This is a genomic window from Nostoc sp. CHAB 5836 (genome assembly GCF_020829445.1).
In the GTDB taxonomy this organism is placed as follows: Bacteria; Cyanobacteriota; Cyanobacteriia; order Cyanobacteriales; family Nostocaceae; genus Nostoc.
This window is the reverse complement of the sequence record NZ_JAIVFV010000169.1, coordinates 1-14,561: the sequence shown is the minus strand read 5'-3', so window position 1 is coordinate 14,561 and position 14,561 is coordinate 1. Positions and strand designations below refer to the sequence as shown.

The 14,561-nt window shown below is 41.4% G+C and carries 23 protein-coding genes and 1 pseudogene; 5 read left to right on the top strand and 19 right to left on the bottom strand.

Features of this window, described 5'->3' with window-relative positions; all coding sequences use genetic code 11:
* The 8 genes from LC605_RS25540 to LC605_RS25505 form a co-directional block, all read right to left on the bottom strand.
* The coding region (locus LC605_RS25540) for a hypothetical protein (RefSeq protein WP_229550299.1) at positions 1-412 on the bottom strand (412 nt) is incomplete at its 3' end.
* Positions 394-609: a hypothetical protein gene (locus LC605_RS25535; protein WP_229550298.1), complete on the bottom strand. Its 216-nt coding sequence runs from the start codon at positions 607-609 to the stop codon at positions 394-396. The genes LC605_RS25535 and LC605_RS25540, both read right to left, overlap by 19 nt.
* Positions 609-1,283, bottom strand: coding sequence for a hypothetical protein (locus tag LC605_RS25530; RefSeq protein ID WP_229550297.1), 675 nt, complete (start codon positions 1,281-1,283; stop codon positions 609-611). The genes LC605_RS25535 and LC605_RS25530 overlap by 1 nt, the downstream gene beginning before the upstream one ends.
* The gene (locus tag LC605_RS25525) at positions 1,283-1,591 is read right to left on the bottom strand and encodes a hypothetical protein (protein ID WP_229550296.1); all 309 of its coding nucleotides are present in this window, start codon (positions 1,589-1,591) and stop codon (positions 1,283-1,285) included. Before LC605_RS25525 ends, LC605_RS25530 begins: the two co-directional genes overlap by 1 nt.
* A 41-nt stretch (positions 1,592-1,632) precedes the next feature.
* On the bottom strand, positions 1,633-2,145 hold the full coding sequence (locus LC605_RS25520) for a hypothetical protein (RefSeq protein ID WP_229550295.1): 513 nt from the start codon (positions 2,143-2,145) through the stop codon (positions 1,633-1,635).
* Positions 2,111-2,632 (bottom strand): hypothetical protein, encoded by a 522-nt coding sequence (locus tag LC605_RS25515; protein WP_229550294.1) that lies wholly within the window; start codon positions 2,630-2,632, stop codon positions 2,111-2,113. The genes LC605_RS25520 and LC605_RS25515 overlap by 35 nt, the downstream gene beginning before the upstream one ends.
* Positions 2,622-3,431 (bottom strand): hypothetical protein, encoded by an 810-nt coding sequence (locus LC605_RS25510; protein ID WP_229550293.1) that lies wholly within the window; start codon positions 3,429-3,431, stop codon positions 2,622-2,624. The genes LC605_RS25515 and LC605_RS25510 overlap by 11 nt, the downstream gene beginning before the upstream one ends.
* A gap of 527 nt (positions 3,432-3,958) precedes the next feature.
* The gene (locus tag LC605_RS25505; protein WP_229550292.1) at positions 3,959-4,387 is read right to left on the bottom strand and encodes a hypothetical protein; all 429 of its coding nucleotides are present in this window, start codon (positions 4,385-4,387) and stop codon (positions 3,959-3,961) included.
* A gap of 718 nt (positions 4,388-5,105) precedes the next feature.
* Between LC605_RS25505 and LC605_RS25500 the strand changes: the two genes are divergently transcribed.
* Entirely contained in the window at positions 5,106-5,321 is a 216-nt protein-coding gene (locus tag LC605_RS25500) for a hypothetical protein (protein WP_229550291.1), read from the top strand.
* A gap of 169 nt (positions 5,322-5,490) precedes the next feature.
* Positions 5,491-5,706 (top strand): hypothetical protein, encoded by a 216-nt coding sequence (locus tag LC605_RS25495; protein WP_229550290.1) that lies wholly within the window; start codon positions 5,491-5,493, stop codon positions 5,704-5,706.
* A gap of 283 nt (positions 5,707-5,989) precedes the next feature.
* Here LC605_RS25495 and LC605_RS25490 read toward each other — a convergent pair whose 3' ends face one another.
* From LC605_RS25490 to LC605_RS25440, 11 genes and pseudogenes are all read right to left on the bottom strand, one after another.
* Positions 5,990-6,454 (bottom strand): hypothetical protein, encoded by a 465-nt coding sequence (locus LC605_RS25490; RefSeq protein WP_229550289.1) that lies wholly within the window; start codon positions 6,452-6,454, stop codon positions 5,990-5,992.
* 233 nt (positions 6,455-6,687) lie between these two features.
* Positions 6,688-8,310 carry an AAA family ATPase gene (locus tag LC605_RS25485; RefSeq protein WP_229550288.1) on the bottom strand — a complete coding sequence of 541 codons (1,623 nt, stop codon included), beginning with the start codon at positions 8,308-8,310 and terminating at the stop codon, positions 6,688-6,690.
* 311 nt (positions 8,311-8,621) lie between these two features.
* On the bottom strand, positions 8,622-8,828 hold the full coding sequence (locus tag LC605_RS25480) for a DUF2997 domain-containing protein (RefSeq protein ID WP_229550287.1): 207 nt from the start codon (positions 8,826-8,828) through the stop codon (positions 8,622-8,624).
* Positions 8,791-9,144 (bottom strand): annotated as a pseudogene (locus LC605_RS25475) (hypothetical protein); the annotation flags it as partial. The gene LC605_RS25480 and the pseudogene LC605_RS25475, both read right to left, overlap by 38 nt.
* Positions 9,145-9,311: 167 nt before the next feature.
* Entirely contained in the window at positions 9,312-9,581 is a 270-nt protein-coding gene (locus LC605_RS25470; RefSeq protein WP_229550300.1) for a hypothetical protein, read from the bottom strand.
* A 372-nt stretch (positions 9,582-9,953) separates the two neighbouring features.
* Positions 9,954-10,370 (bottom strand): hypothetical protein, encoded by a 417-nt coding sequence (locus LC605_RS25465; RefSeq protein ID WP_229550286.1) that lies wholly within the window; start codon positions 10,368-10,370, stop codon positions 9,954-9,956.
* Between the two features lies 1 nt (position 10,371).
* Positions 10,372-10,563: a hypothetical protein gene (locus LC605_RS25460; protein ID WP_229550285.1), complete on the bottom strand. Its 192-nt coding sequence runs from the start codon at positions 10,561-10,563 to the stop codon at positions 10,372-10,374.
* 4 nt (positions 10,564-10,567) lie between these two features.
* A complete protein-coding gene (locus LC605_RS25455) occupies positions 10,568-10,840 on the bottom strand; it encodes a hypothetical protein (protein WP_229550284.1) in 273 nt (90 codons plus the stop codon).
* 98 nt (positions 10,841-10,938) lie between these two features.
* Positions 10,939-11,493, bottom strand: a complete 555-nt coding sequence (locus tag LC605_RS25450) for a hypothetical protein (protein ID WP_229550283.1) — start codon at positions 11,491-11,493, stop codon at positions 10,939-10,941.
* A gap of 137 nt (positions 11,494-11,630) precedes the next feature.
* Positions 11,631-12,527, bottom strand: coding sequence for a hypothetical protein (locus LC605_RS25445; protein WP_229550282.1), 897 nt, complete (start codon positions 12,525-12,527; stop codon positions 11,631-11,633).
* A gap of 78 nt (positions 12,528-12,605) precedes the next feature.
* Positions 12,606-12,872, bottom strand: a complete 267-nt coding sequence (locus LC605_RS25440; RefSeq protein WP_229550281.1) for a hypothetical protein — start codon at positions 12,870-12,872, stop codon at positions 12,606-12,608.
* Between the two features lie 253 nt (positions 12,873-13,125).
* On the opposite strand from LC605_RS25440, the gene LC605_RS25435 reads away from it, so the two are divergent.
* Genes LC605_RS25435 through LC605_RS25425 form a run of 3 tightly spaced genes read left to right on the top strand, consistent with a single transcriptional unit; the run spans position 13,126 to position 14,383 of the window.
* Complete coding sequence (locus tag LC605_RS25435; RefSeq protein WP_229550280.1) at positions 13,126-13,710, top strand: hypothetical protein; 585 nt, start codon at positions 13,126-13,128, stop codon at positions 13,708-13,710.
* Positions 13,711-13,730: 20 nt separating this feature from the next.
* Positions 13,731-14,225 (top strand): hypothetical protein, encoded by a 495-nt coding sequence (locus tag LC605_RS25430; RefSeq protein ID WP_229550279.1) that lies wholly within the window; start codon positions 13,731-13,733, stop codon positions 14,223-14,225.
* Positions 14,225-14,383, top strand: coding sequence for a hypothetical protein (locus LC605_RS25425; protein ID WP_229550278.1), 159 nt, complete (start codon positions 14,225-14,227; stop codon positions 14,381-14,383). Before LC605_RS25430 ends, LC605_RS25425 begins: the two co-directional genes overlap by 1 nt.
* Positions 14,384-14,561 lie beyond the last annotated feature (178 nt).

Genomic DNA, 14,561 nt, shown 5'->3' with positions numbered 1-14,561 from the left:
AGCTTTCGCCATTCTGAATCATGCCCAAAGCCATACGATTTACTGCGCCATTGTGTCCAGTGACCGTCAGAACTTCGTTGAACAATGGTGCAGTTTGTTGCAGCAGTTGAAGTTGCCTTTCTGTTTCCTTGTCTGCATCTGCATTTAAGCGTTTGCGTTCGGCGGCTGATGAAAGATATTGCAATTGTTCTTCTGCTTGGGTATCCTTCATGGCTGCAAGCATATCTTCTTCGCGCTCAAAATCTTGGTAATATTTTTCTAACTTTCGCAGTTCAATCCCAGCGAAACTAGCAAGAGTGATGGCGACTAGGTTTGCAGGAATGAAGGATTTCAAATCTTTGGGATTGACGGCTAAAGCCAAGACAAGAGCCACAAAGCCGCTACCGCCAATCTTTAACCAAGAAAATAGCATTTAGTCCATCCAAAAGTTAATCCAACAGCAATAACTTGCAACAACATTTCGTTATCAGTTTTACCTTTGGTATAAGTAACTACTGTTGTCACACCAATAACGAGAAACGACCAGGGCAATAAACTGATTAATTGTGCTGTTGCGCTGGCAACTAAAAAACTACACATCCAGATTAGTAGTTTACAAACTTGTGACATTACCCCACCTTTTTGATTCTTTGTGTAATTCCAGACGTACCCGAAAATCGCGCATTTCTCAGTTCTTGAAACCGAGCAACCAAATTAGTGGTTTGTTCTTCGTAGGGAGTCGGTTCTTTCTTGACCGTTTGGGCTGTCAGTTTTTCTTGCTTGTTGGTCTTGCTTTCAGAATATTGTTGAGCAATCTTGCCTAAACTGATTCCCAAGTCATCTTGAACTCCAGCCAGAGCCGAGCGAGAACCTCCAACTATTTGTCTGTATTTTGATTCTAAATTGGCAAGGGATACCCCTAATGTTTTTTCCAGTTCGGCGTGTTGTACTCTGGCCTCTGCTACATTCTCACTAACTTCTGCTTGCTTCTCCCTAACTTTGTAAAAAGCTTTGAGATAGCGGGTAATGGCTGTTGAATATTCTGCCCAGTTTTTGGCTTGAAATTCTGCACCCTTGGCTTTATCTAAGGCATCAGCAACCAAAGCATCTGTCAAATCTCCCTGGATTTTCACATCAACAGGTAGCATATCAGCAATACATTGGGCATTTTCCCAGACTGCTGACTCTAAACCAAAGTGGGAATCTTTAAAAACAAGGGCTTTACTGATATCACCACTTAAATCATCAAGGTTTAAACCACTACTGCTTGGAGTTTGGGGCTTTTGAGATGTTGATTTTACCATTATTTTACGTCAATTAAGGACTCGCAAGGCTGATATTCTACGAAAACATCATCCTGAAATTCAAGCCATTGGGCATCTTGTGGGCGGAAGTAACGGATATTATTCTCTAATTTGACTTCTAAATTAATCTCAGGAAATCTGAAAACGTTATTCTTCTCAATCACCCTAGTTAATTCAGTATCGCTCCCAAGTTTCATTCCTAGATGTAAAGTTACTCCCGCTTTTTTGTATTTCTGCCAGTAATATGAGAACTCGTTCTTATCTAAGAAATTGACATTAATTATCGGGATGCCCTTCTCGAATAACATAGCAAATATCCCTAATGGAGGATAATGAATCTTGGCGATTCCTAAGTTATGGAGGTAACACCAGTAGGCTCTGTGGAAGTCGGCGGTTTGCAAATTACTTTCTCCAATTTTTTGATGAACATTTTCGCTACAGACTGCCAAAATAATGACCAAGCTTGTTGATTTCGCCATCGAATCTGAGCCGCAGCAATATCAGCGCTAGAGGGGATAATGCTGCCATACTTTTCCAGATTGTCAATCGCTTGACGGAAACTGACTACTTCATCCTCTGTGGCACTTATATCAGGAGCAACAGCCGACGCTAATCGCTCCATCACTCCTTTGACTGTTGCTGATTCTTCTTTGAGGCGTGTTAACTCTGTGTGCATCACATCAATCATGGCGAGATTGGATTGTGCAACAGCAGCCTGGAAATCAATCAATTGCTGTTCTAACTGCCGTTGCACCTCCATTTGAATAATTTGTGTAATGTCCGCAAAACCCCTACCGTCTCGAACAGCTTTTGTGAAATCCTGAACCTCACGCGATACTTGGGATGCATTCAAATTGTCCATCGTCTAAGTCGTTCCACTTTAATGAGACACCAACGCGATTCGCAAAAGTATTAACAGTCTGTTTCATCGCTTCATAGCCCAGATATTCACAACTATCTAGTAGTTGTGGTAATTCCACTTCAATGAACTGCTTTTGAATCGCAGCTAATTGTTTCTTTTTCTTATCTGCCATCTGGGTTCTGGCAATTTGCTTACCCTGAGAGCGTGCTTTTTCTATAGCTTCAAGGCGAGTCAGTTCCATTGCTTGAGCAATTTGTAATTCTTCTGATGCAAGTTCCTGAATTAGTTTGTGGTCGCGTACTAGTCTCTCAAAAATAGCTAGTCGCAGATCATCATCAAAAGCAATCTCTAATTGTTCAATAACAACAGCCATTGCTGTAGAAGCAGGAATTATTTGTGACTTCTTGCCTCTAACTAAGCCTCTGGTTTGACGTTCTATTGTCTCTTCACCATTGGAGACTGTTAATTCTGCGCCTTTACGTACCATATTTCTCCTTGGCTAATTTGATCCAATTTGATAATTCTGAAACTGAGTAATGCTTTCGTTTACTAAATCCTCCCCACTTATAAAGAGTGCGGGTCGAAACTCTATAGCCATAAGCTGCCAAAAATTTGGGTAAATCTCGTCCTTTGCAACCCCGCATCGAAAAAGCGTGCCACATCTTAGCACTTGAGGCTGTCTCTAAACTCATCGCTCGTCGTGACCAACTTTTCATCATCACCATTAATTCCCGAACCCTTGGAAACTTTTTTGTTGGATGATCGTGCCGCCAACACGCCATATATACAAGTATTGATGCAAGTCCTTCTTCCACATAGCGCTGAGATTTTGCTATTCCCAAAAACTGCTTCCAACTAGCCCAACAATTCCTGGAGATACAACGGTTTAAAACCGCATCACATGATTTTTTAACCTCGGATAACGCGATGATTTTGCTGTCAGGCTCAGGGGATTGTTTCTCTTGGTTCCTGTTGATTGCTTCACAGAAAGCATCAAATACTTCTTCAAGTTTGTACTCGTTACTTTGCCAGTAGTTTCTCAAGCTCCGATATGTTACCTTGACTCGGGGATAGCACTTGCGATACCACGCTAAACACAACAGCAATTCTGTTTGTTCTGGTGTATAGGAGCGATCGCGAAGCTTCTTACCCTGTGGATAAATTGCACCCGCAAGCCGCTCCCAATTTCGCCAAGTGCGCTCACTTATACTTGCTCCCCGAATCTTTTCACATTGAGTTTTGAGATTGGTGGAAAGGCCTATCCAATCCTCTAGTACTACTGTCATGGCTAATTGCTTTTAAAACTAACGTGGCTGCAATTATTGAAAAAGTAATTGCGATTATCGCTCCACAAAATTCTAACAAACCGGACGAATTTCTTTCTTCTCTTTCTATTGTTTCAGTTGTCCCATCAAATGATATTTTTGTATGAGTCTCTTTCTTGTACACATTATCATTTATCCGTATATATGGACACTCGTGGTTATTTGATTGGTACTACACTTGCTCCCCTTTGAAAAAAATGTCTATGAAAATTCGGGGTCTGAAAGTTAAGTTTGGTTCATTTGGGTTGCTAACGTTTTGCCGAATCCTTATGCTGTAAGTGTTTGAGACTTGTATTATTTTAGTATTACCCCAATTTATGATTTGCAATGATGTTACTAGGCAGCTTTTTAAGTTCTTTTCAACAAAGATCGGCAGAATCTATGTAGTTTGTCATTGAGGGCGAAAAGCTATTTTTTGCTTATACTATCGGTGTAGTAGCCTGTAACAAGGAAAAAATCGGCAGTTCACTTTTTAGAGCAATAAATCCTTAAACTCCTTTTTCATGTACTGGTACTCTATGTACTTGTTCAGACTTAGTAAACTGTGACTGCTCTCGTTGATATCGTTCAATAGTGAACTCTTTGAGAGTCTTTTGTAAGCAGTCTTGAACTATCCATTTTTTGGCGATGCCATGAGGTAGAAGCGTAAAAATTTCACCGATCTTTCCAGTTACCCAAACTTGATAGCGAACTATAGGTGGTGCTGAATTAGCGTCAGATAATTTTTCAAGCATCTCTATATGATGCTGTTTGTATTCAGGTACAGACATTGCTAATTCATGCCATCGTTTCCAAGTGCGGTAACATATCCCCAAAATCCTTGTTCCCTCTGCCACAGATAGCGGTAACTCAAGTAGATATAAACCTGTTTCTGGGTTGGGCGATTCAAATAGTCTATTTCTCCACTCCTTCATCATTAGTTCATTACTAAGTAGTAATTAATTGGTTTTTAATATTGCCACTCGTTTCTGAGCTGAGAGCGATATCATTATGACTATCTCGTTAATTCAAGTCTGATAATTTCTAGCCCGTTAATTGGCTGTGGATTGATATCCTTAATATCACAATAAAAAACCTGCACAGGGCAGGCAATACAAATTCGTGACAAATTCGTGACAAATTCGTGACCAAAATTTCCCTTAATACCTAAAAAAAATTGAGTAGTTGATCTCTCCAAATTCTGACCACTCTTGATCAAGTTTTGCTAGTACCCATTTGACATATTTAGGGGTTCTGTTCATCCAATTACGAATAGTTCTGGGGTCACGCTCGAAGAAGGCACAAAGCATCCCCTTAAGTCTCAGTTCTTCTGTACTATCCCATTTGCATAAAAATTCAAGTAAACTCATACAGCTCCTCTGTAGGTGATCTCTACGGTTGAGTACTCCTCCGGTGGCGTTAACACCGGAGGTCAAAAGTTTGGTTATTTATTGTGATGTTGAGAAAAGTCCGCTTTGGCAATGAATGGAGTCTTTTTCTGGCTATTCATCGAACTCAGAAACAAAATTCTCTTCTAAAATAGCATAGTTACCCCCATCTTAATACTTATAAAACCTCATAAATTTCCCCCAATTTTCCCGAAAAATACTTAACTATGGGAGTAAAGTTATATAAACCAAGTCCAAAACAAAAAAAATGCCCAAGAAAACTGCACCAAAAATGATTCAGACCGTAGTTTCTATCCCTGCGCCACTATATGAGGCTGCAAAGCGAGTTCAGGTAATGGAAGGCTGGAATGAGTCAGAAATGCACCGAGTCTTTTGGGAGAAAGGTTTTGCTGTTCATATTCAGGCGACTCTTGCCCGTTACCAAATGGGGTTGATTACCTCTGAACAGGGACTAGTAGAGTAAGCTCAAGAATTTTTCCCAAACCTCGTAATCAATTCTGACTTCTGAAGAGGTTTTTCTGCTTCTTATCCCTCTAGTAAGGTATTATGATTAGATTAATAATAAACTATTTTGGAAACTAAGTGGTTAATAATCCCACAAGAAACCCGATAATTGATGAAAAGTTGAGACAATGCCAGAAACAAATGCGCCCAAAATGACACGGATTGAATTTGCGGTTCCGACTGCATTGCTAGCTGAAGCCGAAGCAATGGCTGTTGCTGAAGGATGGAAACCAGCAGAACTGCATCGGATTTTTTGGGAAAAAGGGTTTGCTGTGCATGCAGAAGGTAGTAACAAACGCCTTATAAACAAATCCCTCAGAGAAAAGTACGGCAACCTAGAGTGATGAAGAACTTTTTCCACGATTGTGAATTCTAACTTCTTTTTCAATGGTGCAAACTTCCAAGAGAAGGATTTTGCACCATGTTTTTTCAACTGAAATAAGTCAATGGTTAATCTTCGTCCCCGGCAAAATCGCTCAATGGAACTTCTAGACCCTTGACCGATTTGACTTGCTTCTTTATATGAAAATTATCGCCGTTTCGGTGGTTCATACTTCGATAACCAGATTTATAAGGCATAATGTTTTCCCCTCATTTGTGCGATCGCGTTCTTAATACTGTTAATTACTAGCTGCCATGTTGGTTAATTAAAGCCAACACAATGTTAGGAGTTAAAGGACTCCAACGAGGTTGATAGAACTGTTTCCCATCCCAGTTAAATTGCACTAAAGTAAACTCTTCTGGTTTTTTGTTTTCACTTCTTTTATTGTGGGGATAATGCTCAATGAACAGAAAATCATTCCCCAAACACCAACGAGGACGAGATAATACAGTATTCTGGTATTGTTGCGAAATTAATGTCGCTAAACCCTCCACAGAATTAGTAATGCTTGTCCCCGTGTCTTCTTCATCTAAATCCGAACAAATAACAATATTCGGCATAGAATATGCTTGGTAAATTCGCAGTTGGCATCTGCTATCCCAGCAATTGGAATTCCTTTGTTGCATTGGTTGTCCTGATCCTTTCCAGGTGAAAATGGTGTCTAGTACTAGACTTGGTGAATGAAGATTAATATTTGTGATTGTAGTCATGACTTTCTCTTATGTGAAGTTTCGTGAAATTTGCAAATTACCATTGAGTCTGAGGTTTGGAATTTTACTAACTTCTCATCTCAGAATCATTTTGTGCTGCTTTACCCATACGAACTATCTTGTCCAGCGTCCAAGCACATTGATTAATTTCTTCACGGGATAGACTGAACGCGATCGCTACGAACCTAAAAGAGCGATCGCCCCCATAGAATCAGGAGACAATCGCTTTTTCATCAGTTCAGATTCCGAAACTTAGCAGCACGCAAAGATTGAGTTTTCGCTGCAACCACAGGGCTACTAGCCCGTCGTGCGGTGGATGCCCACACCTGCATTCGTTCAACCGCCGCCGCATCCTGAATTGCAAGTGGGGTAATGATTTGACGACAGGTTTCGAGGTCATCTTGTGTTAAGAGCTGCGGTCTACCCTCATCGAATGCCAGCAGAGCAGCTTCCGAAGCAAGGGTTTCCAGTTCTGCCCCTGAAAACTTCGCGGTCGAGGCTGCTATAGCCTCCAAATACTCCGATTCCAGATGAATGCCAAAGCGTTGTAGATGAATCGCCAGAATCTGTACACGCTCCGGTTCTGTAGGAAGATCAACAAAAAAAGATTCGTCAAACCTTCCCTTCCTCTTGAATTCACTTGGTAGTGCTGATGGGTCATTGCAGGTCGCAACTATAAACACCCCAGCAGTACACTCACTCATGAACGTAAGCAAAGTTCCAAGAATCCTTTGACTAACACCACTTGTATCGCCCTGACCTGAAAGCGCCTTTTCCACCTCATCAATAAACAAGACACAAGGTGCGATCGCTTCTGCTGTTTTCAAAGCACGTTTGACATTCCCCTCAGACTCACCGACCAGACTGCCCAAGAGGGATGCAATGTCTAGCTGTAGGAGTGGTAAGTTGAGTATACTAGCAATGTTTTTGGCGCAGTGACTTTTACCTGTTCCAGGTGGCCCAGCTAGTAACACCCCTTTGGGTTGGGGTAAGCTAAGACTTCGTGCCTCTTGTGTAAACAGACGGCGGCGACGATTCAACCAATCACGCAGTAGATCGAGTCCGCCGAAGGGTATGCTGGCTGGTTTACCCAACTCGATACCCATTTGAGACAGTAGCCGAGTTTTGTACTCGACGGCTTTGGGGATGAAATCAGCGCCGACAACGACACCATCATTAGTTAAGTTTTCTTTGACTGTTAACCGAAGAAAATCACTAATTTCTTCTAGAGTTAAACCCAGCGCTGCACGAGAAAGAGTTTCTTTTTCAGGATTTTTAAGGGAAACAGTAAAACTTAATTCTTGTTCAACAGCAGACTGTTGTAAGTCATGCAAATAAGAATTGAGATGTTCAAGTATTTGGTCAATACTAGGTAAAGGGACTTCACAATAAGGAATTAATCTGACTAGGGATTCGTGTAATTGTATATTCTGACCCAACAAGACAATGCGTTTATCTGTGGGTTTTAACCTATGGTAAAGGTTTTTTACCTTGCTTAAAATCTCCCAACTCAGTTGGGGTGAATTCTTTGCAATAAAGGGGTGAATATCTCCGAGGATAAATACACCATGACCACTAAAGTTAGCAATGTAGTCGAATACAAATAGTAGTGGATCAGCCTGTGGAGGTCTTTTGTACTCTGCAACTGGCTTAAACACCAATCCCCCATCTGCTGCGATTAAACATTGCTCCAAGGTTAATACTCCCAGATTCCAGAAGAATACTGGACTTGATAGCTTATTGTTAGCTTCTGTAGTCAGCCACTGAATGATAGTTGCCTCATCGGGAGACAGGACATCAACTGCGGCGATGGGGATTTGTGAATCGAGTGTGGAGAGCAGATTTGAGAGTTTCATGTCAATTATTCAAATATTTCGCTTATGAAATGGCGAAGCCTTTATAATCAGCAGTTACCAGCCGAGTTAAGACTGGTAACTGATGACCATTTAATGAAATTCAAAATTCAAAATTCTGTTAGGAAGAATAGAATAATTTTGAATTAATTATCCTTCTCCTAACGGAGACGCTGCGCGAACGAGTCAAAGCCCCCACTGATAGCGTTCGCTTTTAGCGTCTCGTAGAGAAGCGTTAGCGAGTCCACGAGCGTCTTGTCTTTAATTTTGAATTGATAATTTTGAATTTTGAATTCCCCGAAGGGGTTGACTGATTACTGACGTAAACGTGTTTGACTGCTGTTTGTAGTCCGAAGTTGTGGTGCTGATTCTTCTTTATAGATGCGATCGCCCTCCACAACCCCAAGTGCCTCTTCAAACGGTTGCGTAGCCGATAAACAACTCACTCCCTCGAACCCCTCAGCCTCTACACGAACTTCACCTAACGAGTGGAGCCAAATCAATCGGACAGACCCAATCACCAGTATCAGCAGACATCCATTCTTGAACTGAAGCAATCTCTTGCCTCAATTGTGCGGCAGCTTCATCCAACTTCTTAAATACCTTGATACCCCGCAAACCGACTTCGGAATTTGTAACTTTCACAAGGTCTGATTCGATTTCAGAGACTTCAGCTTTTAGCACATCTGCCCATTTAGGTGCGGCAGACTTTGTACTTTTCTTTAACTGGATGCGAAAGCGAATGCGGGTTTTATTTAATTGCGAGAAATTGTGGCGCTCGACTACTGCATCAGTTAGGAAATTTGCAACCATAGGGTTGTCAATTGCTTGTACCATGATTATTGACCTCAATCATTATTTTTCACTTTCGATTAAGCGAAGCTTTCTTTGTGAGTATTTCTCAACTTGTGAATGTCTGTAGTAGCTCTATAGATTACTTTTGTAGAGCTATTTTGTAACCTAATATGTCTTTTAATGACTGGTGGTTTATGTATGGACATGGCTTAAAATAGCTGAAGTTGCTGTGAATTATCCTGTCCCACAGGCTTTTGATAAACCATGCCTTCGACTTCATAACAACGAATCATGAGTTTGTTTCGATTTAGCCGAAAGCTGGCTTTTTTCTTTTGATTTGCCAGAGGGACAAATAGATACTGTGGATGGTTTATACTACCTTCATCACCCAAATATCGGGAAAGTGTACCGTTTATTTGGTAAACTTTTGAGGAGCTTAACAGCGTTGGATCGTAAACTTTAATCAAATTTAATTCCATCTTATTAGCAGTGAAGTGTGGCATAATTTATCGTGGAATCGATTTTCCTCTCCAGTCAGACTAATTAAATCTTACTGGAGAGTTTTTCACGCATAATCTGATTCTTCTTTCGTCAAAACAATTCAAAATTCTTGCATTATCAATTTCATTATTACAAGACGCTCTCTACGAGACGCTGCGCGAACGCGGACTCGAAGAGAGCTGCGCTATCAGTGGGGGCTTGAAACCCGCCACTGATTGTAGACCACTGATTCATTCGCGCAGCGTCTCGTAGAGAAGAATCAGTGGGGGGCAATGACCTCGAAGGATAATTAATTCAAAATTATTCTTCTTATTCCTAACAGAATTTTGAATTTTGAATTCAAAAAATGGTCAAGCAGCAACTTTTTCTTTTTTCGGTTTAGACAATCTAGAACCGATGCCATTCGTACCTTTAGTTGTTGAAATCGGTGGGTTAACTTGACCGAATGGAGTTTGAATCTTTAGGTCAGCCTTTAGCTCGGATTGGAGTAATACAAGCTGAGTCAAATAGTAATCAACCTCTTCTAGAATTTCAGCTTCTACTTCTGACGGTGAGAGCGGCGTAATCTGATCTGATTCCAGATATTTAATTTCTTCGGTATAGCGAGAAGTCATGACAATATAGCGATAGCCATGACCGCAATTCTCAGCTAATACGCTATCGTGTGGTAATACTTCAATACCAATAATTTTGCCTTGTTGAGTGCGTTGTCCAACATTAAACTTTGGAATTCCGTAGCCTCGTGGAAGTGTGATTGTTGGTTGCATATTATTCGTCCTTGTTTTGATTGTCTAATTGCGGCTGATTCCGTAGTTTCAGGAGTTGGTCTTTGACTTCGCTCACTAGCTCGTATGCTTCATCAACATCGGAGTCATATTCGTAGGACTCGCTGTATTCAGCTAGTCTGCCTAATGCACGAGATATAGCGAAAATTGTTTCGTCAATGATTTTTTTAGACATGGTTTCAAAGATAGAAATACTCAAAGATTTGGTTTAACTTTTCCTTTGATTCATCTGACAGAGCATTAAAATCAAACTCTTTGGAATCCCAAACTTCATCCAGACTTGTAGACTCATCGACAATATTTGCAATCAAACAAGATTGATCGTCGTAGTTCCAGCCATTTGCTAAAAGCCACGGTAGAACTCCCTCAGATTGCAATAGTTTTTCCAGGTCAAAGAATTCAGAAAATGATTGCAGATTTTCGACGTTGGGGTGAACAATTGTAATACTCATCTGTGATTAGTTGTGAATAGCTGAACAGCACATATTAGCTGTAGACAAAGCTTGAGCAACATCTAATTACAGTTGCCCAAGCCCTATTTCCGATTTCGTTAAAACGCTATCTCATTCGCTGCTTTTGTTACAGCTAAAGCTTGTTCCCAAATTTCTTGCCAATTGGTCTGCTCGTTGTAGGATGCCATGACTAATTGCGACTCTACCCATACCCGACAGAACAACACATTTTCATCTGTTCCTGGCTGCGGCTGTAATGTGATCGGAGAATATAATTGTTGTGGGGTCAAAGTTGCGATCGCCGCAAGTATGCACTTTGAAAAATGCGTGTCGTAGCCTGATTCTAAGATATATGTCCGGTCTGCTTGCATAGTTATTGGCAACTTGCAGGTTTCTTTTTTGCGGCGTTCTGTATTCTCAAACCGCAGTTCTTTAAGATATCCCGTCAAGGCAGTTTGAGGAACAGCACTCGGTTCACTATTACTGAGGGTGTACCACAGCCCTCCGTGCTGACGATTGCAGTAGATTTTGCAACTGCCAGCATCAGAATGCAATCCCAGTTTCGGTTTATTGATTGAAGCGACCAACTGCTTGAGTAGTTCCTCTTGGCGCATTAAGGCAGCAAGTAAATCCGATGTTTCTTGAGGGTTCATTTGTTTGTACCAAAAGCATTTTCAATGAACGCATTGGCGCAGCCGTTTAATTGTGATATATGAAGCGTAGAGCCAATAAAACAGCGCTCTTGAATCAACAAAAGCGCTTTTTTTACTAATTATTTGCCCTGTACAGATTATTGATGTGAATTAAATCTTGCGAGTAAATCTTCACGAGATAATTCAAGACACAGGGGAGTAAATTCTTCTGGTGTTAACTGCAACAAATTATCGACCACTCTCGCTAATTCTTCATCCACAGAACTAAACCTAAATCTCAACAAATTTTCTACAACTTGACGACGTTCAAGTTGTACTCCCTCTTGTACCGCTTGCGCTCTTGCTTCTTCGTAAGCTTGAGTTAAGTTCATGATCAACTCCTGGTCATCTCTGGTTAATTCTGTCTGTGTCATTACACTGATACGCCACCTGTAAATTATTTCCAGTACGTTCCGGCGTACAAGATCGGATGGTGGTAGTGCAACCAGTTCTTCTACTGCCTCCCTTTGTACTTTTCCCCGACCCAAGAGCCGAAACCATAGTGTGTCTGGAGTTCGCGGTAGCTTATTAGTTGCCACTATTGCTGCCCTTAAACCCAATGGCAGAAAGTACACTCCGCTCATCCAATTGTCTAAATCTAGTTTAGCTTCAAAAGCCTTGAGCAGAGCTTTGGAAGCACTGGGAGAAATAATCCACAGTTGTGCTAGCTCATTCTCCGCTGTTGTTGTGTCTTCCCTGTTAGCTTTACGCTGTGCGTCTGCAATCACAATGAACAATTTCTGTAGACAACTACGTACTTCTGTTCTATTCGGTTGATTGCGAAACGGTTCTAGCAAAGTAGTATTTAATACCGCTATTCTACCCAATAATCCTAAAGTTTCTACATCAACCGCAGATGTCGGTGTTGGCGAAAATAACACATCAACAAATCTTGTTTCATCAGTGACTTCCCTGTTAGTTTTTACTTCCCCAAAGGGAGAAAGTAACTCTTCTAAAAACTGCTTGGCAAATTTATCGTGAGGTTGTTGGGTCATTTTGTAAGGGCGAACTGTGTTTTATTTTACAAAAATTGGTTATGGTTACATGGTGGGTATGAAAACCCACTATTTCACTTACGCCGCTACCAACTCCTGACTAACTTCCGGCAGTTCAATCGGAGCAGTTACCCTGGAGAGTGCTTCTACAGCCTCTTTTACGCTCCAATACCGTACTCCATCCCCACACCGCCAGTAGTAAGTTTTAGGGTCATTCTCCCACAACTCCTGTGCGTTTCTGACTTTGAACAGTATGCCCAAGAACTCACCATCAAGATATACGTTGTGAGCCGTCTGAATGGGGGCGTGAGTATCATCGGAACAGAAAACCAGGATAAGAAGCATTACATAAATACTACAAAAAAAATTCGGTGCTGAAACTCTTGATTTATCGTCATTGCGTAATTGGTAAGTTGAAAAGTGAGCTACTACAACATTCAATAAAATCCTTATGCAATAAGGATTTTGAGCTTAACCCGGTTTTCTGTTCCAATAATACTCACGCCCCGAGAAAGAGTATTGCTGGCTGCCGTCTCCCGGAGCCTTATCATCGACTGGCAAGGGGCGGCCACCTGGACAGACCAAGCAAGAGGGTGGATTGAAGAAATTAAAAGCGATCGCACCGGGGCAAGTGGTAAACCCGGAATTTCTAGAGAGTGCCTACAATCTGCCTCTTGGATGGACAAACCCACGAGAAAACAAATCAGCCTTGGAGTTGCTAGCAGAAATGGAGTTACCAGGAGCCGCCGCGCCGCCCTTGGAAACGCTCTTGATCATCGAGTTGCAGCGATCGCCCTCCGTCGAATCCTCTACCTTAACTCAATCGCTGGATAAATCAACACCAGAGATTTTCTTAGAGGAAACAAAAGAGGATACAAAGCCAACGCCTTCATCGAAACGTAGACAGCGCAAGGGCTGTTTATATAAATACTTAGAAAATAAGAAGCTGAAAGATGGAAGAATCGCTTCTTATCCCCGTGTAATTGGTCACAGACAACCTGATAATCCTACTCATTGGCGTTGGGGCTTTAACTGGGAAGAGAAGGTAGACGGTGAGTGGAAGGGGCGGAGCATTGGAAGTGTGCCAGTAGGAGCGATCGCACTTATCCAATCTATGCAGAATGAGGGAGTGCCATTAGAAGAAATAATTGGTTTTATCAAGAGAGCGAAAACTAAGAAATAAATTCTTAGAGGATGAGGACAATGCTATTAACAAAACCTGAAATACAACAAGTTTTAGAGCAAGTTCAAGCTGCTTTTCCTAACTTAACTAATTGGGAATACAACAATGAAAAAAATGAGGAGTATTTTGGCTTTTCTATTTGGGGAGAGTTTGTGATTAACACCGAAGAATTAATGCCACGGCGTTTTTTTATTACACTCGATACTTATGAAGACAAGTGGCAAGGATGTTTAACCATAGGGCAACCTAGCTATCTGTGGTCGAGTGCTGATGTAGGCGATGCTCATTTAGTAGATACGGAACCAAGTGAGACTTTACAAGAGGCAATTTCAGCACTCAAAGCGAAAATAGTACAACTGTTGGCAGCTTTTTCAAGCGAGGAAACAGAGCGATGCCTACGGCGGTCACTGAGCTTTGTCGAAGTGCGGGCGATCGCCTCGACAAAGCTAACGAACGTCTTGATAAAATCGCAGCAAAAGTCAAGGACGAAGACTAAATTATTCCTGCCTGAGTAGTGCGATCGCTCACTTTCCAAGAGAAGTATCGCTACGACGGTCTAAGTTATTCATTATCCGAATCTTCATCGGCGGGGTTTACTGTGCAGAAGTGGGAAAGTTTTGACGTTAAGGTGGTGGAGGTGAAGCCCGATGAGGAGGGAAACATCATCGAGTAGCCAAAACTTCAGTTGCTGTTATACAAATGCCAATGCGATCGCTATCGTTTCTTATTGGACTTTGGACAAAAAAGAAGTGTTCGCGTATGTATTACGCGAATAAATGATTAATCTTGTTTATAGTTACCAGCAAAAAAAAAGCATAGCCACCAGAACCCCAAGGTATAGTAATATAAAC

Excerpts from the sequence above, each read along its gene's own strand:
- LC605_RS25525 (WP_229550296.1), bottom strand. The coding sequence starts at position 1,591 with ATGTTATTCGAGAAGGGCATCCCGATAATTAATGTCAATTTCTTAGAT.
- LC605_RS25440 (WP_229550281.1), bottom strand. The coding sequence starts at position 12,872 with ATGCTTCTTATCCTGGTTTTCTGTTCCGATGATACTCACGCCCCCATT.
- LC605_RS25485 (WP_229550288.1), bottom strand. The coding sequence starts at position 8,310 with ATGAAACTCTCAAATCTGCTCTCCACACTCGATTCACAAATCCCCATC.
- LC605_RS25515 (WP_229550294.1), bottom strand. The coding sequence starts at position 2,632 with ATGGTACGTAAAGGCGCAGAATTAACAGTCTCCAATGGTGAAGAGACA.
- LC605_RS25500 (WP_229550291.1), top strand. The coding sequence starts at position 5,106 with ATGCCCAAGAAAACTGCACCAAAAATGATTCAGACCGTAGTTTCTATC.
- LC605_RS25455 (WP_229550284.1), bottom strand. The coding sequence starts at position 10,840 with ATGAGTATTACAATTGTTCACCCCAACGTCGAAAATCTGCAATCATTT.
- LC605_RS25460 (WP_229550285.1), bottom strand. The coding sequence starts at position 10,563 with ATGTCTAAAAAAATCATTGACGAAACAATTTTCGCTATATCTCGTGCA.
- LC605_RS25505 (WP_229550292.1), bottom strand. The coding sequence starts at position 4,387 with ATGATGAAGGAGTGGAGAAATAGACTATTTGAATCGCCCAACCCAGAA.
- LC605_RS25465 (WP_229550286.1), bottom strand. The coding sequence starts at position 10,370 with ATGCAACCAACAATCACACTTCCACGAGGCTACGGAATTCCAAAGTTT.
- LC605_RS25530 (WP_229550297.1), bottom strand. The coding sequence starts at position 1,283 with ATGGTAAAATCAACATCTCAAAAGCCCCAAACTCCAAGCAGTAGTGGT.
- LC605_RS25470 (WP_229550300.1), bottom strand. The coding sequence starts at position 9,581 with ATGGAATTAAATTTGATTAAAGTTTACGATCCAACGCTGTTAAGCTCC.
- LC605_RS25510 (WP_229550293.1), bottom strand. The coding sequence starts at position 3,431 with ATGACAGTAGTACTAGAGGATTGGATAGGCCTTTCCACCAATCTCAAA.
- LC605_RS25450 (WP_229550283.1), bottom strand. The coding sequence starts at position 11,493 with ATGAACCCTCAAGAAACATCGGATTTACTTGCTGCCTTAATGCGCCAA.
- LC605_RS25520 (WP_229550295.1), bottom strand. The coding sequence starts at position 2,145 with ATGGACAATTTGAATGCATCCCAAGTATCGCGTGAGGTTCAGGATTTC.
- LC605_RS25495 (WP_229550290.1), top strand. The coding sequence starts at position 5,491 with ATGCCAGAAACAAATGCGCCCAAAATGACACGGATTGAATTTGCGGTT.
- LC605_RS25535 (WP_229550298.1), bottom strand. The coding sequence starts at position 609 with ATGTCACAAGTTTGTAAACTACTAATCTGGATGTGTAGTTTTTTAGTT.
- LC605_RS25445 (WP_229550282.1), bottom strand. The coding sequence starts at position 12,527 with ATGACCCAACAACCTCACGATAAATTTGCCAAGCAGTTTTTAGAAGAG.
- LC605_RS25430 (WP_229550279.1), top strand. The coding sequence starts at position 13,731 with ATGCTATTAACAAAACCTGAAATACAACAAGTTTTAGAGCAAGTTCAA.
- LC605_RS25490 (WP_229550289.1), bottom strand. The coding sequence starts at position 6,454 with ATGACTACAATCACAAATATTAATCTTCATTCACCAAGTCTAGTACTA.